Source organism: Streptomyces flaveolus (assembly GCF_014648815.1).
Lineage (GTDB): Bacteria > Actinomycetota > Actinomycetes > Streptomycetales > Streptomycetaceae > Streptomyces > Streptomyces flaveolus.
This window is the reverse complement of sequence record NZ_BMRV01000002.1, coordinates 637,460-663,406: the sequence shown is the minus strand read 5'-3', so window position 1 is coordinate 663,406 and position 25,947 is coordinate 637,460. Positions and strand designations below refer to the sequence as shown.

General features: G+C 73.0%; 18 protein-coding genes. 13 read left to right on the top strand and 5 right to left on the bottom strand.

The genetic code is table 11. From position 1 onward, the window contains the following. Positions 1-69 precede the first annotated feature (69 nt). Positions 70-738, bottom strand: coding sequence for an MOSC domain-containing protein (locus IEZ05_RS06875; protein ID WP_189229102.1), 669 nt, complete (start codon positions 736-738; stop codon positions 70-72). Positions 739-819: 81 nt separating this feature from the next. Between IEZ05_RS06875 and IEZ05_RS06870 the strand changes: the two genes are divergently transcribed. Further along, positions 820-1,740, top strand: coding sequence for a LysR family transcriptional regulator (locus IEZ05_RS06870; RefSeq protein WP_189229101.1), 921 nt, complete (start codon positions 820-822; stop codon positions 1,738-1,740). Positions 1,741-1,856: 116 nt separating this feature from the next. On the opposite strand, the gene IEZ05_RS06865 is transcribed toward IEZ05_RS06870, so the two are convergent. After that, on the bottom strand, positions 1,857-2,201 hold the full coding sequence (locus IEZ05_RS06865) for a WhiB family transcriptional regulator (RefSeq protein WP_161163903.1): 345 nt from the start codon (positions 2,199-2,201) through the stop codon (positions 1,857-1,859). Between the two features lie 380 nt (positions 2,202-2,581). On the opposite strand from IEZ05_RS06865, the gene IEZ05_RS06860 reads away from it, so the two are divergent. The 4 genes from IEZ05_RS06860 to IEZ05_RS06845 all read left to right on the top strand — a co-directional run bounded on the left by IEZ05_RS06860 (position 2,582) and on the right by IEZ05_RS06845 (position 6,949). Next, entirely contained in the window at positions 2,582-3,193 is a 612-nt protein-coding gene (locus IEZ05_RS06860) for a response regulator transcription factor (RefSeq protein ID WP_003948568.1), read from the top strand. Positions 3,194-3,473: 280 nt separating this feature from the next. After that, positions 3,474-4,061: a sigma-70 family RNA polymerase sigma factor gene (locus IEZ05_RS06855; protein ID WP_019329587.1), complete on the top strand. Its 588-nt coding sequence runs from the start codon at positions 3,474-3,476 to the stop codon at positions 4,059-4,061. A gap of 139 nt (positions 4,062-4,200) precedes the next feature. Then, on the top strand, positions 4,201-5,706 hold the full coding sequence (guaB, locus tag IEZ05_RS06850) for an IMP dehydrogenase (protein WP_189229100.1): 1,506 nt from the start codon (positions 4,201-4,203) through the stop codon (positions 5,704-5,706). A 118-nt stretch (positions 5,707-5,824) separates the two neighbouring features. After that, positions 5,825-6,949 (top strand): GuaB3 family IMP dehydrogenase-related protein, encoded by a 1,125-nt coding sequence (locus IEZ05_RS06845; protein WP_189229099.1) that lies wholly within the window; start codon positions 5,825-5,827, stop codon positions 6,947-6,949. Between the two features lie 69 nt (positions 6,950-7,018). Here the strand turns inward: IEZ05_RS06845 and IEZ05_RS06840 are convergent, their stop codons facing one another. Next, entirely contained in the window at positions 7,019-8,227 is a 1,209-nt protein-coding gene (locus tag IEZ05_RS06840; protein ID WP_189229098.1) for a nucleotide sugar dehydrogenase, read from the bottom strand. Positions 8,228-8,511: 284 nt separating this feature from the next. Between IEZ05_RS06840 and IEZ05_RS06835 the strand changes: the two genes are divergently transcribed. From IEZ05_RS06835 to IEZ05_RS06800, 8 genes are all read left to right on the top strand, one after another. Continuing rightward, on the top strand, positions 8,512-10,215 hold the full coding sequence (locus IEZ05_RS06835; protein WP_189229097.1) for a glycerol-3-phosphate dehydrogenase/oxidase: 1,704 nt from the start codon (positions 8,512-8,514) through the stop codon (positions 10,213-10,215). A 205-nt stretch (positions 10,216-10,420) separates the two neighbouring features. Then, positions 10,421-12,400 (top strand): serine/threonine-protein kinase, encoded by a 1,980-nt coding sequence (locus tag IEZ05_RS06830; RefSeq protein WP_189229229.1) that lies wholly within the window; start codon positions 10,421-10,423, stop codon positions 12,398-12,400. Positions 12,401-12,567: 167 nt separating this feature from the next. After that, complete coding sequence (locus tag IEZ05_RS06825) at positions 12,568-15,279, top strand: protein kinase (RefSeq protein ID WP_189229096.1); 2,712 nt, start codon at positions 12,568-12,570, stop codon at positions 15,277-15,279. Between the two features lie 158 nt (positions 15,280-15,437). Then, positions 15,438-17,102, top strand: a complete 1,665-nt coding sequence (locus IEZ05_RS06820; protein ID WP_189229095.1) for a serine/threonine-protein kinase — start codon at positions 15,438-15,440, stop codon at positions 17,100-17,102. Between the two features lie 108 nt (positions 17,103-17,210). Then, positions 17,211-18,374, top strand: coding sequence for a serine/threonine-protein kinase (locus tag IEZ05_RS06815; RefSeq protein ID WP_229869599.1), 1,164 nt, complete (start codon positions 17,211-17,213; stop codon positions 18,372-18,374). Between the two features lie 88 nt (positions 18,375-18,462). After that, on the top strand, positions 18,463-20,124 hold the full coding sequence (locus IEZ05_RS06810; RefSeq protein ID WP_189229093.1) for a serine/threonine-protein kinase: 1,662 nt from the start codon (positions 18,463-18,465) through the stop codon (positions 20,122-20,124). Between the two features lie 129 nt (positions 20,125-20,253). Further along, entirely contained in the window at positions 20,254-21,867 is a 1,614-nt protein-coding gene (locus tag IEZ05_RS06805) for a succinic semialdehyde dehydrogenase (RefSeq protein WP_189229092.1), read from the top strand. 143 nt (positions 21,868-22,010) lie between these two features. Further along, on the top strand, positions 22,011-23,828 hold the full coding sequence (locus IEZ05_RS06800; RefSeq protein ID WP_189229091.1) for a GMC oxidoreductase: 1,818 nt from the start codon (positions 22,011-22,013) through the stop codon (positions 23,826-23,828). An 88-nt stretch (positions 23,829-23,916) separates the two neighbouring features. Here the strand turns inward: IEZ05_RS06800 and IEZ05_RS06795 are convergent, their stop codons facing one another. Together IEZ05_RS06795 and IEZ05_RS06790 are read right to left on the bottom strand one after the other, a co-directional pair. Beyond that, positions 23,917-24,894, bottom strand: coding sequence for an LAETG motif-containing sortase-dependent surface protein (locus IEZ05_RS06795; RefSeq protein WP_229869588.1), 978 nt, complete (start codon positions 24,892-24,894; stop codon positions 23,917-23,919). 589 nt (positions 24,895-25,483) lie between these two features. Continuing rightward, positions 25,484-25,819, bottom strand: a complete 336-nt coding sequence (locus IEZ05_RS06790) for a chorismate mutase (protein ID WP_268255157.1) — start codon at positions 25,817-25,819, stop codon at positions 25,484-25,486. Positions 25,820-25,947 lie beyond the last annotated feature (128 nt).

The following is a 25,947-nucleotide window of genomic DNA, read 5'->3' as shown; positions in this document are numbered from 1 at the left end:
CAGGTCCGCTTCGCTCACCAGGACCGCGGTTCGTGAAGGACGGGTGAAGGCAGTCCTGGTGAGGCCGGGTCAGGCCCGCTGCGCGGCCAGGTACTTCCGCGCCGCCGCCAGGGCCTCCGCGTGCAGGGCGTCGCCGGCCGCGAGCAGCCGGGGCAGCAGCTCCCGCTCCGTCGTCACCGCCCGGAACTGGAGCGCCACCGTCACCTCGTGGGCGGGGCGGTGCACGATCGCCACCGGGTCGCCCGCCCGTATCTCACCGGGCTCGATCACCCGCAGGTACGCGCCCGGTGCCCCTTTGGCCGTGAAGCGCTTCACCCACCGCTCCTCACCCAGGTGGCCCTGGAAGGTCCGGCAGGGGATCCGGCCGCTGGTGACCTCCAGGAGCAGGTCGGGGCCGACGCGCCAGCGCTCGCCGATCAGCGCGCCGGAGACGTCCACGCCCGCCGTGGTGAGGTTCTCGCCGAACACGCCGTGCGGCAGCGGGCGGCCCAGCTCGCGCTCCCAGTCGTCCAGGTCCTCGCGCGCCACGGCGTAGACGGCCTGGTCCACGCCGCCGTGATGGCGGGTGTCGCACACCGCGTCCCCCGCGAGCCCGCTCGCGCCGGTCCCCTTCGACCCGGGCGCCGTCACCCGGACGGGCCCGTCGGCCGGCTGCTTGTCGATGCCGGTGAGGCCGTCGGGCTGGTCGGTGTACGGCACGGCCTTCGGGCGGCCCAGGTTCACTGACAGAAGCTTCATGGCGGCACGGTAGGACAGCCCCCTTCAAAGCGTCGACGCATTATTCGGCGTTCGGTCAAAGGGTCGCTTATCCTCGGCGGTGTGATCGAGGCCCGTCATCTCCGCGTGCTGCGCGCCGTGGCATCCACCGGTTCCTTCTCCGCCGCGGGGCGGGAGCTGGGCTGCACCCAGCCCGCCGTCAGTCAGCAGATGAAGGCCCTGGAGGCCTCCGTCGGCACGCCCCTGCTCGTGCGCACCGGCCGCGAGATGCGCCTGACCCAGGCCGGTGAGGCGCTGGTGCGGCACGCCGCCGGGATCCTGGCCGGGCTGACCGCGGCCGAGGAGGAGGTCGCCGCCATCGCGGGTCTGCGGGCCGGGCGGGTCCGCCTCGTCTCCTTCCCGAGCGGCAGCTCCACCCTCGTCCCCACGGCGCTGGCCGCGCTGCGCGCCGCCCACCCCGGCACCCGGGTCTTCCTGGAGGAGGCCGAGCCGCCCAAGTCGGTGGAGCTGCTGCGCGAGGGCGACTGCGACGTGGCGCTCGCCTTCCGCTACGAGGGCGCGGCTGGGGTCGAGGAGTGGGACGACCTGGTCGTACGGCCGCTGCTGACCGACCGCCTCGTGGCCCTGGTGCCCGAACGGCACCGGCTCGCCCGCACCGGGGCCGACGGCAGCGTGGCCATCGGGGAGCTGGCCCGGGAGCCGTGGATCGCCGGCTGCCCGCGCTGCCGCGGCCAGCTGGTCGAGGTCTGCGAGGGCGCCGGCTTCACCCCCCGCATCGACTTCGCGACCGACGACTATCCGGCGGTGGTCGGCCTGGTCGGGGCCGGTCTCGGGGTCGCCGTCCTGCCGCAGCTCGCCGTCGAGTCCGTACGGCCCCGGGGTGTACGCACGGTGGCGCTGGAGCCCGAGGTGCGGCGGGAGATCGTCGCGCTGACGCTGCCCGACCTCGCCCAGGTGCCCGCGGTGACGGCGACGCTGGACGAGCTGGCGCGGGCCGCCTCCGGCCAGACCGCCGGGCACTGAGCGGCACGCCGGCGGGAGCACGGCGCCCAGGGGATCACGACGCCGAAAAAGAGAGGGCACGCGTGTGCGTGCCCCGGCCTCGTCGGTTGTCTTCGCGTTCTCGGAAAAACGTTCCTTCAGTGATGTGCGGCGGCGTCTCCGCCGACCGACGCCGATGCCGGCGCGGATGCCGCCACCAGGCGGTTGCGCGCCCGTCCCATGAGCTCCTCGCGCTCGTCCTCGGTCAGTCCGCCCCACACGCCGTACGGCTCGCGCACCGCCAGAGCGTGCGCCGCGCACTCCGCGCGGACCGGGCACCTCATGCAGACCTCCTTGGCCGAGTTCTCGCGAGCGCTCCGGGCCGCACCGCGTTCGCCCTCCGGATGGAAGAAGAGCGAACTGTCCACCCCGCGGCAGGCAGCAAGGAGCTGCCAGTCCCACAGGTCCGCGTTCGGTCCGGGAAGGCGGGAGAAATCTGCCATTGCGTGACCCCTTGTAGCCGATCTGGGTGGATTCGGTGTCCACGACCGTACAACTACGATCTAAGGAGATGAAAATATGACTCATTACGAATCTAGCCGCAGACACCAGCGAAGTGGGAGAAAAGCGGCTAAATGGGGCATCGCTTGTGATGAAAGAGCGTGGGTCAGCCGCGCATGTCTGCACCGTGAACGCCCCCTCACGTAGAGTGCCGAAGACGACACACAGCCCCGTAACTCTTTCGAGTGACCGTCGTTGAGAGTGCGGAGGCGGTTGAAGGAACAGGTGCTCGGGCGGGCGTCCGGGACGGTCGACCGCACAGGTGAGATTTCGTAACAGCCTGGAGGCTCAACGTGACGCGCATCAGCTGCGGAGGACGGCCATGACTTCCGTCCTCGTCTGCGACGACTCCCCGCTTGCCCGAGAGGCGCTCCGCCGCGCCGTCGCGACCGTGCCCGGCGTCGAGCGCGTGACGACGGCGGCCAACGGCGAGGAAGTCCTCCGCCGCTGGGGCGCCGACCGCTCGGACCTGATTCTGATGGACGTGCGCATGCCCGGCCTGGGCGGCGTCGAGACCGTGCGGCGCCTGCTGTCCGCCGACCCCGGCGCGCGCATCATCATGCTCACCGTCGCCGAGGACCTGGACGGCGTGGCCCTGGCGGTCGCCGCCGGTGCCCGTGGGTATCTGCACAAGGACGCCTCGCGCGCCGAGCTGCGCGCCACCGTCACGCAGGCCCTCGCCGACCCGACCTGGCGGCTCGCCCCGCGCCGGCTGCGCTCGGCCGAGATGGGCGCCGCGCCCACGCTCACCGCGCGGGAGATCCAGGTCCTGGAGGGCATGAGCCACGGCCGGTCCAACGCGGAGATCGGACGCGAGCTGTTCCTGTCCGAGGACACCGTCAAGACGCACGCCCGGCGGCTCTTCAAGAAGCTCGGCGCCTCGGACCGGGCACACGCGGTGGCGCTCGGTTTCCGCTGGGGCCTCGTCCGATAGGGAACCCCCGTGTCGTGGAGGCCCACAGGGCCCGACGGGGGTGCCCGGTTCCCCGCTTACCGCGAGGTGGGCGGGGCGGACAAGCCGACCCGCCGGGTGCCCGCTGCTCGTTTCGCCGCGGATGACGCATCCTTGAGGTGTGGAGTTCCTCGGGGACGAGTCGGTCGAGCGGAAGGGGAGGGCGCAGGGGATGAGTTCCGGCGCACCTGCTCATAACGCTTCGGTGCACAACAACGGGCACGGAGCCACGGATCGGACGGCCGCAAGGCACCATGGACCGATGCGTGACGACGAGGCGGCCCCTGACCAAGGGACGGTCGGTGGGCTCGTACACCGCGCCGTCGACGGGGACGAGCAGGCCACGCACGACCTGCTCGCCCATGTCCACCCCTTGGCGCTGCGCTACTGCCGGACCCGGCTGTCCCGGCTGCCCGGCGACGCCCGGCACTTCGTCGAGGACCTCGCCCAGGAGGTCTGCGTCGCGGTGCTCCTCGCGCTGCCGCGCTACAAGGACACCGGGCGCCCCTTCGAGGCGTTCGTCTTCGCCATCGCCGCCCACAAGGTCGCCGACCTCCAGCGCGCCGCGATGCGGCACCCCGGCTCGACGGCGGTCCCGTCCGACGAGATGCCCGAGCGGCCGGACGACTCGCTCGGCCCGGAGGAGCGGGCGCTGCTCAACAGCGACGCCGCCTGGGCCAAGAAACTGCTGGCCAACCTGCCCGAGAACCAGCGGGAGCTGCTCCTGCTGCGCATCGCCGTGGGGCTCACGGCCGAGGAGACCGGGCAGATGTTGGGAATGTCACCCGGGGCCGTCCGCGTCGCGCAGCACCGGGCGCTGAGCCGCCTGCGGGCGCTGGCGGAGCAGTAGTCCGCCGCGTGAACGGGCGGCGCGGCCGCTTCGTACAAAACCACGAACGTCGCAGGCTCTCTTGATCGTGGAATGAGCCACGTCCACTTCCCGTTAGCATGGACATCCGCACCGATCAAGGCCATTTGGGGAAGGTGTCATGACTGCCAACGTCGACGGAGTGCCCGAGAAATTCGCGACACTCGGGCTGACCTACGACGACGTGCTGCTGCTGCCGGGCCCGTCGGACATGGCACCCGACGAGATCGACACCGCCTCGTACGTCTCCAAGAACGTGCGGGTGAACATCCCGCTGCTGTCCGCCGCCATGGACAAGGTCACCGAGTCGCGCATGGCGATCGCGATGGCCCGCCAGGGCGGCGTCGGCGTTCTGCACCGCAACCTGTCCATCGAGGACCAGGCCAACCAGGTCGACCTGGTCAAGCGTTCCGAGTCGGGCATGGTGGCCAACCCGATCACCATCCACCCGGACGCCACCCTCGCCGAGGCCGACGCGCTGTGCGCCAAGTTCCGCATCAGCGGCGTGCCGGTCACCGACGGCGCCGGCAAGCTGCTCGGCATCGTCACCAACCGTGACATGGCCTTCGAGACCGACCGCTCCCGCGGCGTGCGCGAGGTCATGACCCCGATGCCGCTGGTCACCGGCAAGGTCGGCATCTCCGGCGTGGACGCCATGGAGCTGCTGCGCCGCCACAAGATCGAGAAGCTGCCGCTGGTCGACGACAACGGCGTGCTCAAGGGTCTGATCACGGTCAAGGACTTCGTCAAGGCCGAGAAGTACCCGAACGCGGCCAAGGACGGCAAGGGCCGGCTGCTGGTCGGCGCCGCGGTCGGCGTCGCCGGAGACGCCTTCGAGCGCGCCCAGGCGCTGATCGAGGCGGGCGTCGACTTCATCGTCGTCGACACCGCGCACGGCCACTCCCGCCTGGTCGGCGACATGGTCGCCAAGATCAAGTCGAACTCCACCGGCGTCGACGTCATCGGCGGCAACATCGCCACCCGCGACGGCGCCAAGGCGCTCATCGACGCCGGCGTGGACGGCATCAAGGTCGGGGTCGGCCCCGGCTCCATCTGCACCACCCGCGTCGTCGCCGGCATCGGCGTCCCGCAGGTCACGGCCATCTACGAGGCGTCGCTCGCCGCCAAGGAGGCCGGGGTCCCGGTCATCGGCGACGGTGGCCTGCAGTACTCCGGCGACATCGCCAAGGCCCTGGTCGCGGGCGCCGACACGGTGATGCTGGGCTCGCTGCTCGCGGGCTGCGAGGAGTCGCCGGGCGAGCTGCTGTTCATCAACGGCAAGCAGTTCAAGTCGTACCGCGGCATGGGCTCGCTGGGCGCCATGCAGACCCGCGGCGACCGCAAGTCCTTCTCCAAGGACCGCTACTTCCAGGAGGGCGTCGCCTCCGACGAGCAGCTGGTCCCCGAGGGCATCGAGGGCCAGGTGCCCTACCGCGGCCCGCTGTCCTCGGTCGTCCACCAGCTGGTCGGCGGCCTGCGCCAGTCGATGTTCTACGTCGGCGGCCGGACCGTGCCCGACCTCCAGGCGAACGGCCGGTTCGTGCGGATCACCTCCGCCGGTCTCAAGGAGAGCCACCCGCACGACATCCAGATGACGGTCGAGGCGCCGAACTACAGCCGCAAGTAGGCACAACGCCTTCCGAGGGCGGTCCCGGACGCGTTCCGGGACCGCCCTCGCGCCGTGTCCGAAGGGGACATCGGCGATACTGGAAGGCGCTGCAACGCATCAGGGAAAGGCCACAGACGTGACTGAGATCGAGATCGGGCGCGGCAAGCGCGGCCGCCGGGCGTACGCCTTCGACGACATCGCCGTCGTCCCCAGCCGCCGTACGCGGGACCCGAAGGAGGTCTCGATCGCCTGGCAGATCGACGCCTACCGCTTCGAGCTGCCGTTCCTGGCCGCTCCCATGGACTCGGTCGTCTCCCCGGCCACCGCCATCCGCATCGGCGAGCTGGGCGGCCTCGGCGTCCTGAACCTCGAGGGCCTGTGGACGCGGTACGAGGACCCGCAGCCGCTGCTCGACGAGATCGCCGAGCTGGACGCGGACACCGCGACCCGGCGCCTCCAGGAGATCTACGCCGCTCCCATCAAGGAGGAGCTGATCGGGCAGCGGATCAAGGAGGTCCGCGACTCCGGTGTCGTCACCGCCGCCGCGCTCTCCCCGCAGCGCACCGCCCAGTTCTCCAAGGCGGTCGTGGACGCCGGCGTCGACATCTTCGTCATCCGCGGCACCACGGTCTCGGCGGAGCACGTCTCCGGTTCGCACGAGCCGCTCAACCTGAAGCAGTTCATCTACGAGCTGGACGTCCCGGTGATCGTCGGCGGCTGCGCCACCTACACCGCCGCCCTGCACCTGATGCGCACCGGCGCCGCGGGTGTCCTCGTCGGCTTCGGCGGCGGCGCCGCGCACACCACGCGCAACGTGCTGGGCATCCAGGTCCCGATGGCCACCGCCGTCGCCGACGTGGCCGCCGCCCGCCGCGACTACATGGACGAGTCCGGCGGCCGGTACGTCCACGTCATCGCCGACGGCGGTGTCGGCTGGTCCGGCGACCTGGCCAAGGCGATCGCCTGCGGCGCCGACTCGGTGATGATGGGCTCTCCGCTGGCCCGCGCCACCGACGCGCCGGGCAGGGGCCACCACTGGGGCATGGAGGCCGTCAACGAGGAGCTGCCGCGCGGCAAGAAGGTCGACCTCGGCACGGTCGGCACGCTGGAGGAGGTCCTCACCGGCCCCTCCCACCACCCCGACGGCTCGATGAACTTCTTCGGCGCCCTGCGCCGCGCGATGGCCACGACGGGCTACAGCGAGCTGAAGGAGTTCCAGCGCGTGGAGGTCACCGTCGCGGATTCGCAGCACCGGCGGTAATCACCCGGACGGCGTACCGAAGGGGCCCGGAGCGACTGCTCCGGGCCCCTTCGCGCGTCCGGGCGCCGCTCAGAGGCGGTGCGCCGCCCCCGTGGGCGTCGCCCCCCGGGTGTCCAGCAGCAGCTGGGCCTTCACCGACAGGCCCTGCAGGTCGTACGTGCGGTGCTGCTGGAGGAGGATCGTCAGGTCGGCGTCGGCGGCGGCCTCGTAGAGGGAGTCGACGCGGGGGACCGGGCGGTCCAGGACGTTCCAGGACGGGATGTGCGGGTCGTGGTAGCTGACGGCGGCGCCCATCGACATGAGGCGGGTCGCGATCTCCTCGGCCGGGGTGGCCTGCTGGTCGGCGAGGTCGGCCTTGTAGGTGACGCCGAGGAGCAGGACGCGGGCGCCGCGCGCCGACTTGCCGTGCTCGTTGAGGAGGGCGGCGGCGCGCTGGACCACGTAGCGGGGCATCTGCTCGTTGACCTGCTGGGCCAGTTCCACCATGCGCAGGCTGCGGGGGGCCCGGCCGGTCAGGTCCTGGGGGACGGAGTGGCCGCCGACACCGGGGCCCGGGCGGAAGGCCTGGAAGCCGAACGGCTTGGTCTCCGCGCACCGCAGGACGTCCCACAGGTCGACGCCCAGGTCGTTGCAGAGGACGGCCATCTCGTTGACCAGGGCGATGTTGACGTGCCGGAAGTTGGTCTCCAGGAGCTGGACCGTCTCCGCCTCGCGGGGGCCGCGCGCGCGGACCACCTTGTCGGTGAGGCGGCCGTAGAAGGCGGCGGCCGACTCGGTGCAGGCGGGGGTGAGACCGCCGATGACCTTCGGGGTGTTGGCCGGCGTGAAGTCGCGGTTGCCCGGGTCGACGCGGCTGGGGGAGTAGGCGAGGTGGAAGTCGCGGCCGGCGCGCAGTCCGGAGCCCTCCTCCAGCAGGGGGCGCAGGAATTCCTCCGTCGTGCCCGGCTGCACGGGCGATTCCAGGATCACCGTGGTGTGGGGCCGCATGTGGGCGGCCAGGGTGCGGGCCGCGGCCTCCACCTGGCCGAGGTCGAGGCCGCCGTCCGGGCCCGGCGGGGTCGGCGCGCAGATGACCGCGGTGCGCACCCGGCCCAGCTCGGCGGGGCCCGCCGGGGTCCGGAAGCCCCCCGAGAGCATCCGGCGCAGTTCGGCGGGGCTGAGGGGCCCGGGCTCGGGTCCGGTCTTGTAGCCGAGCGTGGGGATGCCGGCGGCGACGGCGGCCTGGGCCAGGGGCAGGCCGTACGGGCCGAGTCCGATGACGGCGAGATCTGCGGGCATGGCGTGGGCCGTCCTTCCCAGTAACCGAAGCGGGACAGGTGCGCAAGCCCGGTGGACAGGATGGGCGAGCACAACGTCAGACTAGGAGTAAATATGACCGATTTGCGGGATTGGTCGGCCGAGTCCCGGCGAGTGTCGACGGTGACCGGCGGGGAAGTCGTCCACAGGCTGGGGGCGCGTGGTGGCTGAAGTCGGGCAACCCGGTCAGAATCTGGGCAGGGGGTACACGGAACCGGGCTTCGCCGGACGGGTGCGGCCGACGCGACCGACAGCGGGAGGCAGGAGTGAGGACAGCGACACTGGGGCCGGCGCAGCGCGCCGAGGCACTCGCGGCCATGGCCGAGCGTGAACTGGACGTGCTGGTGGTCGGCGCGGGCGTGGTCGGTGCGGGCACCGCCCTGGACGCCGTGACGCGCGGCCTGTCCACCGGCCTGGTCGAGGCACGCGACTGGGCGTCGGGCACCTCCAGCAGGTCCAGCAAGCTGATCCACGGTGGCCTGCGCTATCTGGAGATGCTCGACTTCGCGCTCGTGCGGGAGGCGCTGAAGGAACGCGGACTGCTGCTGGAGCGGCTCGCGCCGCATCTGGTGAAGCCGGTGCCCTTCCTGTACCCGCTCCAGCACAAGGGCTGGGAGCGGCTGTACGCCGGCTCGGGCGTGGCGCTGTACGACGCGATGTCGATGGCCCGCGGGCACGGCCGGGGCCTGCCCCTGCACCGGCACCTGAGCCGCCGTCACGCGCTGCGGGTCGCACCCGCCTTGAAGAAGGACGCGCTGGTCGGCGCCCTCCAGTACTACGACGCCCAGATGGACGACGCCCGGTTCGTGGCCACGCTGGTGCGCACGGCCGCGGCGTACGGCGCCCCGGTCGCCAACCGGGCACGGGTGACCGGCTTCCTGCGCGAGGGCGAGCGCGTGGTCGGCGCGCGCGTGCAGGACGTCGAAGGGGGCGGCGAGTACGAGATCCGCGCCAAGCAGGTGGTGAACGCGACCGGTGTGTGGACCGACGACACCCAGTCGATGGTCGGCGAGCGCGGCCAGTTCCACGTCCGGGCGTCCAAGGGCATCCACCTGGTCGTGCCCAAGGACCGCATCCACTCCACCACCGGGCTGATCCTGCGCACCGAGAAGTCCGTGCTGTTCGTCATCCCCTGGGGGCGGCACTGGATCATCGGGACCACGGACACCGACTGGGACCTGGACAAGGCCCACCCGGCCGCCTCCAGCGCCGACATCGACTACCTGCTGGAACACGTCAACTCGGTGCTGTCGGTGCCGCTCACCCGCGACGACGTCGAGGGCGTGTACGCGGGGCTGCGTCCGCTGCTGGCCGGCGAGTCGGACGCCACCAGCAAGCTGTCGCGCGAGCACACCGTCGCCCACCCGGTGCCGGGGCTGGTCGTCGTGGCGGGCGGCAAGTACACGACGTACCGGGTGATGGCCAAGGACGCCGTGGACGAGGCGGTGCACGGACTCGACATGCGGGTCGCCGACTGCGTCACCGAGGAGACGCCGCTGCTCGGCGCCGAGGGCTACCAGGCGCTGTGGAACGCGCGGGCGCGGATCGCCGCGCGCACCGGCCTGCACGTGGTCCGCGTGGAGCACCTGCTCAACCGGTACGGCGCCCTGGCGGAGGAGCTGCTGGCGCTGATCGCCGCCGACCCCGCGCTCGGCGAGCCGCTGCACGCCGCCGACGACTACCTGCGCGCCGAGATCGTCTACGCCGCCTCGCACGAGGGCGCGCGGCACCTGGACGACGTACTGACCCGGCGCACCCGCATCTCCATCGAGACCTTCGACCGGGGCACCCGCAGCGCCCGCGAGGCCGCCGAGCTGATGGCGCCGGTCCTGGGCTGGGACAAGGACCAGATCGAACGCGAGGTCCAGCACTACGAGAAGCGGGTCGAGGCCGAGCGGGAGTCGCAGCGCCAGCCGGACGACCTGACGGCCGACGCGGCCCGGCTCGGGGCACCGGACATCAGGCCCTGAGCGGGTACCCGGGTACGGTGACGCGGGGTCAGTACGCCGCGCGGCGCGTTCCCGTGTCTCTCGTGGGGGCCCGCGGAACGCGCCGTTCCCCGGGCCCCGGGCCGTGCCGGGCCGGGGCGCGGCACGAGAGGCACCCTGGGCGTCGAGCACTTGTCGGGTGAGAGACAATGAAGGCTCTGTCAGGGCGGGTTGCATGAGGGGACGCATGTCGGAGGCGGAGCGGGCGGGGACATCCCGTACGGACAAGAGCGCACGTCTCCTCGCCGGGCGGTACCGGCTGGGAGATGTGCTCGGCCGCGGCGGCATGGGGACGGTGTGGCGGGCCGAGGACGAGACCCTCGGACGCACGGTCGCCGTCAAGGAGCTGCGGTTCCCGGGGAACATCGACGAGGAGGAGAAGCGCCGCCTGATCACGCGCACGCTGCGTGAGGCCAAGGCGATCGCGCGGATCCGCAACACCAGCGCCGTGACGGTCTACGACGTGGTCGAGGAGGACGACCGGCCCTGGATCGTGATGGAACTCGTCGAGGGCAAGTCGCTCGCCGAGGTCATCCGGGAGGACGGCCTGCTGGAGCCGAAGCGCGCCGCCGAGGTGGGCCTCGCCGTCCTCGACGTGCTGCGCTCCGCGCACCGCGAGGGCATCCTGCACCGTGACGTGAAGCCGTCCAACGTCCTGATCGCCGAGGACGGCCGGGTCGTGCTCACCGACTTCGGCATCGCCCAGGTCGAGGGCGACCCGTCCATCACCTCCACCGGCATGCTCGTCGGCGCCCCCTCCTACATCTCCCCGGAGCGCGCCCGCGGCCACAAGCCCGGCCCGGCCGCCGACCTCTGGTCCCTCGGCGGCCTGCTGTACGCGGCGGTCGAGGGCACCCCGCCCTACGACAAGGGCTCCGCGATCGCCACGCTCACCGCGGTGATGACGGAGAACCTGGAGGAGCCGAAGAACGCCGGACCGCTGCGGGACGTCATCTACGGGCTGCTCACCAAGGACCCGGCCCAGCGCCTCGACGACGCGGGCGCCCGCGCGATGCTCAACAAGGTCATCCACGCGCCCGCGGTCCGTGCGGACGAGCCGATGGACGCCACCAAGGTGGTTCCGCTGCCGGCGCAGCCGGACGAGGGCACGCGGCGCGGCGGCTCGGCTGGCGGCGCCGGCAAGCGGGAGGAGGCCGGGGAGCGGCTGCGCGGGGCACTGCGTTCCGTGCGGAAGGCCGCCGCCGGCGCGGGCGCGGCGGGTGCCGCGGCCACGTCCCGCCCCGAGCCGGGCCCCGCCGCGTCGGGTTCCGCCGGGGCGGCCGCCCCGGCGCGCCGCGCGACGGCCTCCGGGCCCGGCGGGGCAGCCGGCAGGCCGAGCACCGGTGCGGGCGCCCGGAGTTCCGGCTGGCCCGTCGTGCCGCCGCCGGACCTGCCGCCCCGGCCCGCGCCCCGCGCACCGCTCACCGACGTGGTGCCGAAGCGCACGCTCGTGATCATCGCGGTGATCGTCGCCCTCGCCGTCCTCGGCACGGTGCTCGCCCTCACCCTCGGCGGTGACGACGACAACGCCGCCAAGGGCCCGGCAGGCGGCGACACCACCGCCGCCACCGCCTCCGCGAGCGGTGACACCCGGCAGGACGGGTCCGAAGGTCCCAGCACCGACGGCTCCGCCTCCGGGCCGGCGACGGGCACCTCCTCGGACGCCGCGGGCGACCCCGCCGCCAGCGCCTCCGGAGACGCCGGGAGCGGCGCGGACGGCGCGGGCAAGGACGACGGCGCGGCCGCCACCCACCGGGGCGGCCAGGGCTACTCCATCGGGCTCCCCAAGGGATGGAAGTTCCAGTCCTCGGGCAGCGCCGGCGACCGGTTCACCGGGCCCGGCGGGCAGAAGCTGCTGGTCGCCTGGACGTCCACGCCCAAGGACGACCCGGTCGCGGACTGGAAGAACCAGGAGCGGTACATGGTCCGCTCCCAGTACAAGAAGATCCGCATCGAGAAGGTGGGCTACCGCGGCTGGAACGCCGCCGACTGGGAGTTCACCTACCAGGACGGCGGCACCGGGTACCGGACCGTCGACCGGGGATTCGTCGTCAACGACCATCAGGGTTACGCGCTCATGTACACGGCGAAGGCCGCCGACTGGGACAGTGACCAGCGCCGGGACAGCTGGCGGACGCTGACGAAGACGTTCACGCCCAAGTCCTAGGTCTGGCGGGCCCGGGTTTGAGCGGCCCGAGATCTGGCATCCCCTCTTTGTGGGTTGCCTCCGGCACGTATCGTGAGTGCTTGCGGACCGTACGCAGCCGGAACGGCCCGCGAGGCGAACGGAATTGACCGACCGGTACCGACGACCGGGCTGCCGGGGGAGGCAACGTGGACGACTATGCGGGACGGGTACTCGCCGACCGCTACCGCCTGCCGCTGCCGCCCTCCGACGAGTACGAACTGACCGAGAGCCGGGCCTTCGACACCTACAGCGGCCAGGAAGTCCTGGTCCGGCAGGTGCCGTTGCCGGAGGTCGTCGAGGCGGAGGTCCTCGACGCGGACGGCCTGCCCGACGGTTTCACGGCCCGTGACCGCGGCGCCCGGCGTACCGGCCGGCGGTCGCAGGCGCCCCGGGGCGGCCCCGGGCGGCCGGCCGACCCGGTGGTGCGACGTGCCGTCGAGGCCGCGCAGGCCGCGGCCGCCGTTCCCGACCATCCGCGTCTTGACCAGGTCTTCGACGTCTTCGCCGAGGGCGGCTCGCTGTGGATCGTCAGCGAGCTGGTGGCCGCGAGGCCCCTGGCCGCCCTGCTCGCCGAGCAGCCGCTGACCCCGTACCGGGCGGCCGAGGTCGCCTCCGACGTCCTCATGGCGCTGCGGGTGCTGCACGGGTACGGCTGGGTCCACCGGAACATCACCGCCCGCACGGTGCTGGTCTGCGACGACGGGCGCGTGATGCTGACCGGCCTGGCGGTCGGGGCGGCGGAGGAAGCGCTGTGCGGCTATGACCCGGTCCCCGCCCCGGAGGGCGAGGCGGGACCCCCTGGGCCGGGAGGCCGGCCGGAGACACCGGCCCTCGGCGGGGCCGGTCCCGCGGGCGGTGCGCCGGGGATCGCCGGGCGGACCGGCGTACCGGAGGCACCGGGGGCGCCGGGGCCCGGCCCGAGGGGACATGAGGCTGGGGCGCGGGGTTCTCGGGGGACCCGCGCCGGGGCCCTGGGGCCGGGCGGTGCGGACACGGGGGCCGGTGCCGACGCCGGTGGCTTCGGTCCCGGCGGCGCCGGTCCTGAGACCGGGACGTTCGGTCCCGGCGGTTCCGGTCCCGTGACCGGCGTTTTCGGCCCCGGCGGTGCCGATCCCGAGGCCGCTCGGCGGGCCGCCATCGAGGCGCGCAGTGAGCGCGGGCTGCCGGCGACCGGCCCGGAGGGCCCCCGCGGACTCCCCGCCGGCTTCACCCCCGCGTCGCTCGACGCCGGCGGCGACATCCGTGCCGCCCGCGCCGGTGCCATCGCCGCCTACCGCGCCGGCGCCCGCGCCGCGGCCCGCGTGCAGGAGGCGCAGAGCGGCCGCGCGGCCGTGCCCGGCGCACGCCCCGCCCCCGACGACGGCACCGGCGCACACGACAGCTCACCCGCACCGCCCGGACAGATCGCCGACCCCTACGGCGTCCGCACCACCCCCTGGCACGGCGCCACGCCCCGCACGACCGGCGACCCCGCGGACACCACCGCCCCCGCACCGGCCGACGACCGCGCCGCCCTGCCCCCCGCCCCGCGGCAGGAGAGCACCCCCGCCCCGGCCACCGTCGGCTGGGACGACCCGGTCGCCCCCACCCCCGCGCGGCGCGGACCGGGCACCGCACTCGCCGCCGAACGGGCACGGCAGGCCCGGATGGCCGTGGTCGGCCCCGTGACCGAGCGCTGGGCCCCGGAGCAGGCCGGGCCGGTGCACGAGAACTGGCAGCTCGCCGCGCCCATCGGCCCCGCCACCGACCTCTGGGCGCTGGGCGCGCTGCTCTTCCGTGCCGTCCAGGGGCACGCGCCCTACCCGGAGGAGTCGACCGCCGAGCTGGTGCAGATCGTGTGCGCGGAGCCGCCCGCGTTCGCCGAGGAGTGCGGACCGTTGCGGCCGGTCGTGGAGTCGCTGCTGCGTCAGGACCCCACCGAGCGCATCGACTTCGAGGAACTGAGCGGCTGGCTGCGCTCCCTGGTGCGTTCGGCGCCCGAGCCGGAGGCCGGACTGCACGTCGTCGCGGCCCCGCCCGCCGACACCAGCCGGCTGCCCATCGTGCGCCGCCGGGGCGAGCTGGTGCGCAGACGGCGCGCCGGGCTGCCCGCCCACCACGGACGGCACAAGAGGTCCCGGCAGGACCCCGACCGTTCACCGCGCAGCCTCGGCCGGACCCTGCTCCTGCTGATACTGCTCGCCCTGGCCGGGGCGGTCGCGTACGCCATGTTCTTCATGCCGAAGAGCGACACCGACGGGGCCGGCGCCCCCGGCCGGACGGATGCCGCCGCCGAGACGAGCCGGGCGCCGTCCGAGCAGTCACCCGAGGTCAGCAGCGAGCCCCGGCCCGAGCAGTCGTCCCCCGAGACCGAGCCCTCGGAGTCGGCCGGTTCGGCCGAGACGCAGACCGCCGGGCCCGACGTCGCCGACGGTTTCGCGCTGCGCAAGGACCCGGAGGGCTTCCGGGTCGCCGTCGCCGAGGGCTGGACCCGCACACCGCGCAACGGCAGCGGCCAGGTCGTCTACGCCAAGGGCGACTTCGAGCTCGTCGTCGTACCCGGCCGGGACGGCTCGGGCGAGTTCGGCACCGACCCGATGTCCTACCAGCGCGACAAGGAACCCGAGTTGCAGCCCTACCGCGCCTCCAGCTGGGCCACCTCCAGCGGGCTGAAGACCATCGAGGTGGGCGGACGGACCATGGCTGAGGGGCAGTTCACCTGGACCGGCACCGACGGGGGCGAGCTGTACGTGCGCAACGTCGCGATGCTGATCGACGGGCGCTACCACGTGCTGCAGGTGCGCGGACCCGAGGCGGAGCGCGACGAGGTGACCCGGCTGTACGAACAGGCGTCGGCGACCTACCAGTACACGGGCTGACGGCACTTGGGTCGGACGGAAGGCCGCGATGGTTGCCTCCCGGCGCTGGAAGCGACAACTGTCACAGAGCGGTCTTCGTACCACCCCACCCGTTCCGCGAACCGGACCCGGTCCCTAGTCTGACCCTGACAAGACCATTGCGGGGCAACGTGAATCAGATGCAGGGCGGGCTCGTCGCGGGCCGTTACCGGCTCGGCGAGTCCATCGGCAGCGGCGGCATGGGGCGGGTGTGGCGCGCTCACGACGAGGTACTCCACCGGGTCGTCGCCATCAAGGAGTTGACCGCCGCGCACTACGTCTCCGAGAGCGACCAGGCCATCCTGCTGGCGCGGACCCGGGGCGAGGCGCGGGCGGCCGCGCGGATCAACCACTCGGCCGTCGTCACCGTGCACGACGTGCTCGAACACGACGGCCGGCCCTGGATCGTGATGGAGCTGGTCGAGGGCCGCTCGCTGGCCGACGCGGTCAAGGAGGGCGAGCGCGTCGCACCGCGGGAGGCGGCCCGCATCGGCCTGTGGGTGCTGCGCGCCCTGCGCGCCGCCCACACCGCCGGGGTCCTGCACCGCGACGTCAAGCCCGGCAACGTCCTGCTCGCCGACGACGGCCGGGTGCTGCTCACCGACTTCGGCATCGCGCAGATCGAGGGCGACAGCACCATCACCCGTACCGGCGAGGTCGTCGGCTCCGTGGACTACCTGGCGCCCGAGCGGGTGCGCGGCCACGATCCCGGCCCCGCCTCCGACCTGTGGGCGCTCGGCGCGACGCTGTACACGGCGGTGGAGGGCAGGTCGCCCTTCCGCCGCACCTCGCCGCTGTCCACGATGCAGGCGGTCGTCGAGGAGGAGGTCTCCGAGCCCCAGCACGCCGGCCCGCTCGCGCCCGTCATCAGCGCCCTGCTGCGCAAGGATCCGGCCGACCGGCCCGACGCGACCGCGACGGAGCAGCTGCTCGCCGAGGCGGCCGAGGGACGGCGGCCCCACGCGGCCCAGGCGTACGTGCCGACGCAGTACTCGGGCACCGGGCACGCGCCGGCTCCGGCCCACCCGGGAACGGCCGCGCATGCGCCGTATCCGCACCCGACGCCGCCCGCCATGACGGGCGGCGGTACGGCACCCATGGGCTACCCACCCGCCCCTCCCGCACGGCCCCGGCGCCGCCTGTGGCTGATCGCGCTGGTGGTCGCCGTCGCCGCCCTGGTCGGCGGCGGCACCGCCGTGCTGCTCCAGGCGTCGGACAAGGGCCAGGACACGGACCGGGGTGCGGCCGTCACCTCGTCGCCCACCCCGTCCGCCTCCGGGTCCCCCTCCGCGTCCGGCTCCCCCTCCGCGGACGGGACGCCCACCGGATCCGTCCCGGCCGACTGGGTCCGCCACGACGACCCGCTGGGTTTCAGCCTCTCCCTGCCTCCCGGCTGGGAGCGGGAGGAGCTCCCGGGCAGCGGTGATCTGCGGCAGGTCGACTACAGCCCCGACGGCGGCGAGCACTTCGTCCGCATCGCCGTCGACACCGCGCCCGACTTCAACGACCCCTACGCCCACCAGCTCGACCTGGAGCAGCAGCTCCAACGCCTGGTCGACTACCGGCGCCTGACGCTGGAGCACTCCACGTACCGCGACCGCGACAGCGCACGGTGGGAGTACACCTGGACGGCGCTGGCCAAGGACATACCCTTCCCCGGCCCGCGGCGCGCCGTCGAGGAGATGTACATGTCCCGGGACGGCGTCGAGTACGCCCTCTACATCTCGTCGCCCGCCGAGGACTGGGCGGAGACGAGCGAGCAGTTCACGTACCTGCTGCGGAGCTGGCAGGAGAAGCCGGCCTGACCGGCGCCCCGCGCGGGCCGCAGGTCCGGTCGGCGGTGTCGGGAGGCCCGTCGGTTGTCGGCCACCCGCGGTCCGGCGGTCCGGAGCCGACGCGTCCGGTGCGGCATGATGGGTCGCATGGTGACCCAGGGGTCGGGTGGGCGTGTCATCGCCGGCCGTTACCGTCTCCATGAGCGGCTCGGCCGCGGCGGCATGGGCATCGTGTGGCGGGCGACCGACCAACTGCTCGGCCGCCAGGTGGCCGTCAAGGCGCTCCCGCGCGACGAGAGCCTCTCCGCGGCGGAGGCCCGGCGGCGCCGCGGACGCACCCTGCGGGAGGCCCGTGCGGTCGCTCAGCTGCGGCATCCGCACGTCATCGTCGTCCACGACGTCGTCGAGGACGACGAACGGGCGTACATGGTCATGGAGTTCGTCGAGGGGGGCTCGCTCGCCGACCGTGTCCGGGACCACGGCCCGGTCGACGCCCCCGAGGCCGCCCGGATCGGCGTCGCCCTGCTCGGCGCCCTGCGCACCGCGCACGCGGCCGGGATCCTGCACCGCGACGTGAAGCCGTCCAACGTGCTGGTCGCCGAGGACGGCCGGGTCGTCCTCACCGACTTCGGCGTCGCCCAGGTCGCGGGCGCCACGACGCTCACCGAGACCGGCTCCTTCGTCGGCTCGCCCGAGTACACCGCCCCCGAGCGGATGTCCGGCGCCGGGACCGGACCGGAGTCCGACCTGTGGTCGCTGGGTGTGCTGCTGTGCGCGGTCCTCAGCGGCGCGTCGCCCTTCCACCGCGACTCGCTGGGCGGCGTCCTGCACGCCGTCGTCTCCGAGGAGATCCGCCCGCCCGCACAGGCCGCGCCGATCCTGCCCGTCGTGCGGGGCCTGCTGGAACGCGACCCGGGGCGCCGCCTGGACGCCGCCGAGGCGGAACGGATGCTGAGCGCCTACCTGGACACGGGCCGCACGCCCGCGCCGCCCCGCGCCGGTGAGCCGCGGTACTCCACGCGCGGCGTCCTCATGGCGGTACTCCTCGTCGCCGCCGCGGCCGGAGCGGGCCTCTCGGCGGCGGCGCTGCTCGGGGACGGCGGCGACGACGGCGGCGGAGGCGGCACGCCCACGACGTCCGTGCCCGGGACACCGCCGTCGGCCTCCCCGCCCGTCTCGTCGCCGGGGTCAGGACCCGCGCCCTCCTCGGAGGCCCCCGCCGGGCCCCCCGGGATGCCGACCGCCACGGTCACCGTGACCCGCCAGGCGTCCGCACCGGTGTCTGCGAACACTCCTAAATAGGAGATAAGTGTCAGCACGCGTCACGGGTCTGTGACCACGGTCCACGGGCGGTGGATATCGGCGTGTCCGGCGCGATATGGATTGGTCCATGAGCCACAACGGGGGGATCGGAAGCGGGTCGGACGAGCCGACGAGCTTCGCCCTGCAACCACCGAATCCACACGCCGCCGTACCGCACCCCGGCAACCCGTACGCGACGCCCGCCCAGGTCGTGCCGCCGCGGTCACCGGCCCCCGCCGGGCCGGAGCCGGCGCGGCCGTCCGCCCAGGAGCCGGGTGCGGGGCGGCTGATCGCGGGCCGCTACCGGCTGATCGCCAAGCTCGGGCACGGCGGCATGGGCACCGTGTGGCGGGCGCAGGACGAGACCGTGGACCGCGAGGTCGCCGTCAAGGAGCCCCGCGTCCCCGATCACCTCCCCGAACGCGAGCGGGCCAACGCCTACGAGCGGATGCGCCGCGAGGCGCGCGCCGCGGCCCGGCTCGACCACCCGGCCGTGGTCGACGTGCACGACGTCGCGGTGGTCGACGGCCGGCCGTGGATCGTGATGGAGCTGGTGCGGGGCCGCTCACTGGGCGACGCGCTGCAGGAGGGCACGCTGGGCGCGCGCGAGGCGGCCCGGATCGGCCTGGAGGTCCTCGGCGCGCTGGAGGCCGCGCACGCGGCGGGCATCCTGCACCGGGACGTGAAGCCCGACAACGTGCTGCTCGGCCGCTACGACCGGGTCGTCCTCACCGACTTCGGCATCGCCCAGATCGAGGGCGAGACGAACCTGACCGACACCGGCGGCTTCGTCGGCTCGCCCGAGTACATCGCCCCCGAGCGGGTGCTGGGCCAGCGTCCCGGCCCGGCGAGCGACCTGTGGTCGCTGGGCGTGGTGCTGTACGCGGCGACGGAGGGCGTCTCCCCGTTCCGCCGCAGCAACACCCCCGCCACGCTCCAGTCGGTGCTCAACGCCGTGCCGGCGCCGCCCGCCTCCGCGCAGGGCCCGCTGGCCGAGGTGATCACGGGTCTGCTGGACAAGGACCCGGCGCGGCGTCCGGATGCCGCCCGGGTGCGTGCCCTGCTGGAGGCCGCCGCGAACCCGCCCGCGCCGGAGCCCACCCAGGTCGTGCGGGTGCCCGTGCCGGGCGGCCGTGGATTCCGGCTGGGCCGCAAGGTGTGGGCCGGCCTCGCCGCGGTCGTCGTCGCCGCGGCGGTGGCGGGGTACCTGGTGGTGGCGGACCCGTTCGCGGGGCCGTTGCCCGAGGGCTGGAAGACCCCGCGCGAGAAGCAGCTCGCCGCCACCCTGGCGGTGCCCGAGGGCTACCAGCGGACCGTGTCCGAGGACGCCGGGGAGCACTGGGTCACGTACACCGACTGGAGCGGCGGCATCTGGATCGGCCTGTCCCTGGACAAGAAGAAGGAGGACACCGGCGGCAACATCGCGGGTTCCGCCGCGGCCGAGATGTACGACGACGACGGGAAGTTCAAGGAGAGCGGCGAGTACGAGCTCTCCATGCCCGAGAACCCGACGACCGACCCCAAGGAGACGACGTACAAGGGCGGGAAGTCCGCCGAGAACACGGTCGTCTACACCACCAACGACAGCCAGAACCCCCGCCCGCGCGAGGTGCGGATCTTCTACTACCGGACCACCGCCGGCGACATGTACAAGCTCACCGTCAGCTATCCGGGCAAGGGCGACTTCACCGAGCGGGGACGCGAGGTGGCCAAGACGGCCGTCGCCAATCTGGACATCGACGGCACCTGAGTGCCCCGCCCGCTCAACGCCCTGATCAGCACGTTTGTTGCCAGTGATCGCTGGCGGCGTGTGAGCACTCGGTGAATCCCCGTTACCGACGGGTACACAAAGGCCGCCCGGCGTCATACCCTGCGGCTCATGACGGACGCGCAGGCCCCGGAAATCACCGGCACCAACCCCCTCGCCCCCGCCCCCGCGGGCGCACGCACCGCAGCCGACGTGGTGACACCCGAGCTGGTCGCCCAGCTCACCAAGGGCGTCGCCGGCTCCGGCCGGACCGCCAACCACACGCCGTTCACCGGCGAGAAGCTGGCCGACCTGCCGGAGTCGACGCCCGAGGACGTGGCGGGGGCCTTCGAGCAGGCCCGCGCCGCCCAGGCCGTGTGGGCCCGGACGCCCGTGCGGCAGCGCGCCGCCGTCCTGCTGCGCTTCCACGACCTGGTCCTGGAACGGCAGGCCGAGGTCCTCGACCTCATCCAGCTGGAGACCGGCAAGGCCCGTCTGCACGCCCACGAGGAGGTCCAGGCCGTCGCCGTCGCCGCCCGGCACTACGGCCGCCGCGCCGCCGCGTACCTCAGGGCGAAGCGGCACACCGGTGCCATCCCGACCCTGACGAAGGTCACCGAACTGCGCCACCCGCGCGGGGTCGTCGGCCAGATCGCCCCGTGGAACTACCCGCTGGAGCTGTCCGTCGGCGACGCGCTCCCCGCGTTCGTCGCGGGCAACGCGGTCGTCATGAAGCCCGACACCGAGACCTGCCTGACCGCGCTGTGGGCCCGTGACCTCCTCATCGAGGCCGGGCTGCCGGCGGAGGTCTTCCAGGTCGTCCTCGGTGACGGCCCGGTCGTCGGCCCCGAGGTCGTCAAGCACGCCGACTACGTCTCCTTCACCGGCTCCACCCGCACCGGCCGCGAGGTCGCCCAGGGCGCCGCCGCCCGCCTGGTCGGCGTCTCCCTCGAACTCGGCGGCAAGAACGCCATGCTGGTCCTCGAGGACGCCGACATCGAGAAGGCCGCCGCGGGCGCCGTCCGCGCGTGCTTCTCCTCCGCCGGCCAGCTGTGCATCTCCATCGAGCGGATCTACGTCCACGAGTCGGTCGCCGACGCCTTCCTGGAGCGCTTCGCCGCCCGCACCCGGGCGATGCGGCTCGGCACGTCCCTCGCCTACGGCGCCGACATGGGCTCGCTGGTGGGCGAGCGGCAGCTGGAGACCGTCCAGCGGCACGTGGAGGACGCCCTCGCGCACGGCGCGAAGCTGGTCGCCGGCGGCGTCGCCCGCCCGGACATCGGCCCGTACTTCTACGAGCCGACCATCCTCGACGGCGTCGCCGCGCCCATGACGGTCTGCACCGAGGAGACGTTCGGCCCGGTCGTCTCCGTGTACCGCTTCACGACCGAGGACGAGGCGGTCGAGCAGGCCAACTCCACGCCGTACGGCCTGAACTCCTCGGTCTGGACGACGGACGCCCGGCGCGGCCGCGACGTCGCCGCCCGGCTGCGCACCGGCACCGTCAACATCAACGACGGGTACGCGCCCGCCTACGGCAGCGTCCAGTCGCCGATGGGCGGCATGAAGGACTCCGGCCTCGGCCGCCGGCACGGCTCCGAGGGCATCCTCAAGTACACCGAGGCACAGACCGTCGCCCACCAGCGCCTGCTGCCGATGGCCCCGTCACTCGGCATGGACGACGAGAAGTACGCGGCGTTCATGAGCCGCAGTCTCCGGCTCATGAAGGCGTTCCGGTTCCGCTAGGGGGTGTCGTTCGGATCAGACCGACTCCGGGCAACGGTGCCTTGCGACCGACCCGAGCGGGGTCTGCCAGACCCCGCGACCCCGGCAAGACCCGAACGACACCCCTAGGCCCCAGTCCACCCCGTTCTCAACGAGGAGAGCACGTGTCGCAGGAGAAGTCTGTCCAGACCCGGGACGAGAACGGGTACGACTACGACGTCCTCGTCGTGGGTTCCGGCTTCGGCGGATCCGTGTCCGCCCTCCGCCTGACCGAGAAGGGCTACCGCGTCGGCGTCCTGGAGGCCGGCCGCCGCTTCACCCGCGAGTCGCTGCCCAAGAACTCCTGGGACCTCAAGAACTACCTCTGGGCGCCGAAGCTCGGCATGTTCGGCATCCAGCGCATCCACCTGCTCGGCAATGTCATGGTCCTGGCAGGCGCGGGGGTCGGCGGCGGCTCCCTCAACTACGCCAACACCCTCTACGTGCCGCCGAAGCCCTTCTTCGAGGACCCCCAGTGGCGGGACATCACCGACTGGCACGAGGAACTGACGCCTTATTACGACCAGGCCCGCCGCATGCTCGGCGTCCGCCTCAACCCGACGATGACCCCCTCCGACGTGCACCTGAAGGCCGCCGCCGAACGGATGGGCGTCGGCGACACCTTCCACATGGCGCCGGTCGGTGTGTTCTTCGGCGACGGCGAGGACGCCGACGGGACGGCGAAGGCCAAGCCGGGCGAGCAGGTGCCCGATCCCTACTTCGGCGGCGCGGGCCCGGACCGCAAGGCGTGCAACGAGTGCGGCGAGTGCATGACGGGCTGCCGGCACGGCGCGAAGAACACCCTCAACGAGAACTACCTGTACCTCGCCGAGAAGGCGGGCGCGGTCGTCCACCCGATGACCACGGTCGTGTCGGTCACCGAGGACTCACGCGGCGGCTTCGCCGTCGCCACGCTCCCCACCGACCGGAAGAAGAAGGGCGTCGGGCACACCTTCACGGCCCGCCGCGTCGTCCTCGCCGCCGGCACCTACGGCACCCAGACGCTGCTGCACCGCATGAAGGCCAACCGCCAGCTGCCCTACCTCTCCGACAAGCTCGGCGAGCTGACCCGCACCAACTCCGAGGCCCTGGTCGGCGCCCAGACCGACGACCGGCGCTACCGCAGGGCCACCGGCGAGCCCCGGGCCGACTTCACGCGCGGCGTCGCCATCACGTCGTCCATCCATCCGGACGCCGACACCCACATCGAGCCCGTCCGTTACGGCAAGGGCTCCAACTCGATGGGCAGCCTGTCGATCCTCCAGGTCCCGTACGCCGGCGCCACCGCCTCGGGCGCGTCGCGCGTGCTGGGCTTCCTGGGCCATGCGGCGAGGCACCCGAGCCGCGTCCTGCGGTCCCTGTCCAACCGCAAGTGGTCGGAGCGGACCATCATCGGCCTGGTGATGCAGTCGCTGGACAACTCCCTGACGACGTACCTGAAACCGACCGGCGTCGGCAAGGGTCTGCTCACCGCCCGCCAGGGCCACGGCTCACCCAACCCCAAGCAGATCAAGGCCGCGACGGACGGCGCCTCGGCCCTCGCGGCGGAGATCAACGGCTTCGCCGGTTCCAACGTCGGCGAGCTGATGGGTACCCCGCTCACCGCCCACTTCCTCGGCGGCTGCCCGATCGGCGCCTCCCGCGAGACCGGCGTCATCGACCCCTACCACCGGCTGTACGGACACCCCGGCATCTCCGTCGTCGACGGCGCCGCGGTCTCCGCCAACCTGGGCGTCAACCCGTCCCTGACCATCACGGCCCAGGCCGAGCGGGCGATGTCGTACTGGCCCAACAAGGGCGAGGAGGACCCGCGCCCGGCGCAGGGCGCGGCGTACGAGCGCCTGGCACCCGTCGAGCCCAAGTCCCCGGCGGTCCCGGCGGAGGCCTTCGGCGCGCTGCGGCTGCCGTTCCTCGGGATGCCGGCGGTGCCGCCGAAGAAGTAGCGGTCGCGCACCGCACAACGAGAAGGACCTGCGCCCCCCTCCGAGCGCAGGTCCTTCCCGTTGTGCGTCAAGCCGTGTGGTTCAGCGCTTACGCCTCGGCACCGGCCTTGCGGCGCCGGACGACGAACACCGCACCGCCACCGGCGAGCACGGCGAGCCCGCCGGCCAGACCGATCATCGGCAGCGCGGAGCTGGAACCGGTCTCGGCGAGGCTGCCGGTGACCTCGGGCGTGGTGGCGGCGGGCTTCTTGTCGGTGACGGGAGCCTTGCCGCCTTCCTGCGGCTTGGTGCCGTCCGTGTCCGTGCCGGCGGCGACGATCTGGAACTTGTACGCCACGTCGCCGTAGCCGGTGCACTCGCCGTCGGCGTCGCCGTAGATGGTCGCGCCGAGCGTGAAGCCGGCGCCGACCGGGGCGCTCGCCTTCACGTTGACGCGCATCGGGATGTTGACCTCGTAGTCGGGCTCGAGGACGGTGGTGAACCCGACGTAACCGACCGCGTAGCCGGACTCGTCGAGGTCGACCCAGACCTTCTCGTCCGGGTCCCAGGCCTGGAGGCTGACCTGCTTGCTCTTAAACAGGTCCTCGCCCAGGGCGTCGGAGGACGCGCCGGCGAAGTAGTCCAGGTTGTCGAGGGTGGAGTCCGAGTTGTTGACCACGTTCAGCGAGAACTTGTGCCAGCCGCTGCCCGCCGAGATCTTGCCGGGCAGGCCCGAGATGCTGACGTCGACCTTGGTGTCCTCGCACACGGACGGCTCGGGCTCCGGGGACTCCGACTCCTCGGGAGCGGAGGTGCTCGGAGCGGGAGTGGTGCTGGTCGCCGACGCGCTGGGAGAGGCGGTGGCGGATTCGGTCGCCGTCGCGCTCGGCTCGGCGGTGGTGGAGGTGCTCGGCGCGGGCTCGGTCGCCGTCTCGGACGCCGAGGCGCTCGGGGCGGGGTCCTTGGTCTCCTCGCCCGCGGACTCGCTGGCCGAGGCGGACGGGGACGGGTCGTCGGTCGCGTAGGCGGCCGGGGCCGCGAGCAGCGCCAAGGGGGCTATCACTGCCGTAGCAGCCGCTGCTGTCATGGCGCGACGAAGCTTCATGAAGACCTCAGAGAGTCCGGCGTACCGCGTGGTGCGGTACGGGGGCGAATCAGGGGAGGCCTCCGCGTGTGAGGCGCGGGTCGGCCCTTGGTTCATCTGTTCGGCGTGTTTGATCAGTGAAGGCTGTGAATGGTTGTCCCCGGACTCACAGAATTTTTATGTGTCCTGCGCCACACATGCGAAAGGGGCCTCGCGGGGCTGGAGCCGCGAGGCCCTCTCTCGGCCGGCACCGGCGTCGGTGCCTCGGAGCGGCGCCGGGGGAGGGGGCGCCGCTGGGCCGGTGAGCATGCAGATGTAGGAGGGGAGGCCCTGGGCCGGGGCGGTTCCCGCCGGCCGGCCCCGGGCGTCCCCGGAGCCGGCCGTTCTCTTGGGTGACCGGGCTGCTGTCCCCTGCCGTCCGGTCACTTGCTGGAGCGAGGTCCCACGACGTACGGCACGATCCGTTCGTCTCATCGCCCCAGCGAGCCACGCGTGGTTCTTTCGGGCCCGCCCCTGGCTGGCACGGACACCGGGACCAACGAAGCGCCCCGCGCGACGGTCACGCGCCGTACGGGTGAGAGCGTGCCCGAACTCAGATGCGACCCCGGCACAGCTCCAGCAGCGTCATCGCCAGCGCCGTGCCCGGCTTGCCCAGCGCGTCCCTGTAGTGGCCGAGGACGTCCATCTCGCGGGAGAGGTTCACGCGCCGGCCGCCGGAGGTGATCCGCGCCTCCTGGATGACGGCGGAGACGGCCATCCGTTCCTGGATCAGCCCGATGATCCGGTCGTCGAGCGCGTCGATGCGCTCACGGGCGCCGGTGATCACGTCGGCGGCCTCGGTCGTGCGGGCGCCGGTCTTGTCTGCGGTGGTGACGGTCATGTCGGGGCTCCTCGCCGGAGAGTCGGTGGCGGCGCCCCGAGTCGGCACGACCCGGAAACGGCAGGCGCCCCGGGCCTTGTCGGCCCGGGGCGCCTGGTAAGTCGCTTGTCAGTTGCTCAAGCAGCACGACCATGGCAGCCGGTGGGCCGGTTGCCATAGGTAAAGACGAAGGTCTG

What these genes read in the sequence shown, in the direction of transcription:
- IEZ05_RS06810 (WP_189229093.1), top strand. Translation starts at nt 18,463, where the DNA reads ATGAGCCACAACGGGGGGATCGGAAGCGGGTCGGACGAGCCGACGAGC.
- IEZ05_RS06830 (WP_189229229.1), top strand. Translation starts at nt 10,421, where the DNA reads ATGTCGGAGGCGGAGCGGGCGGGGACATCCCGTACGGACAAGAGCGCA.
- IEZ05_RS06795 (WP_229869588.1), bottom strand. Translation starts at nt 24,894, where the DNA reads ATGACAGCAGCGGCTGCTACGGCAGTGATAGCCCCCTTGGCGCTGCTC.
- IEZ05_RS06820 (WP_189229095.1), top strand. Translation starts at nt 15,438, where the DNA reads ATGCAGGGCGGGCTCGTCGCGGGCCGTTACCGGCTCGGCGAGTCCATC.
- IEZ05_RS06840 (WP_189229098.1), bottom strand. Translation starts at nt 8,227, where the DNA reads ATGCCCGCAGATCTCGCCGTCATCGGACTCGGCCCGTACGGCCTGCCC.
- IEZ05_RS06860 (WP_003948568.1), top strand. Translation starts at nt 2,582, where the DNA reads ATGACTTCCGTCCTCGTCTGCGACGACTCCCCGCTTGCCCGAGAGGCG.
- IEZ05_RS06805 (WP_189229092.1), top strand. Translation starts at nt 20,254, where the DNA reads ATGACGGACGCGCAGGCCCCGGAAATCACCGGCACCAACCCCCTCGCC.
- IEZ05_RS06855 (WP_019329587.1), top strand. Translation starts at nt 3,474, where the DNA reads ATGCGTGACGACGAGGCGGCCCCTGACCAAGGGACGGTCGGTGGGCTC.
- IEZ05_RS06875 (WP_189229102.1), bottom strand. Translation starts at nt 738, where the DNA reads ATGAAGCTTCTGTCAGTGAACCTGGGCCGCCCGAAGGCCGTGCCGTAC.
- IEZ05_RS06865 (WP_161163903.1), bottom strand. Translation starts at nt 2,201, where the DNA reads ATGGCAGATTTCTCCCGCCTTCCCGGACCGAACGCGGACCTGTGGGAC.
- IEZ05_RS06815 (WP_229869599.1), top strand. Translation starts at nt 17,211, where the DNA reads ATGGGTCGCATGGTGACCCAGGGGTCGGGTGGGCGTGTCATCGCCGGC.
- guaB (WP_189229100.1), top strand. Translation starts at nt 4,201, where the DNA reads ATGACTGCCAACGTCGACGGAGTGCCCGAGAAATTCGCGACACTCGGG.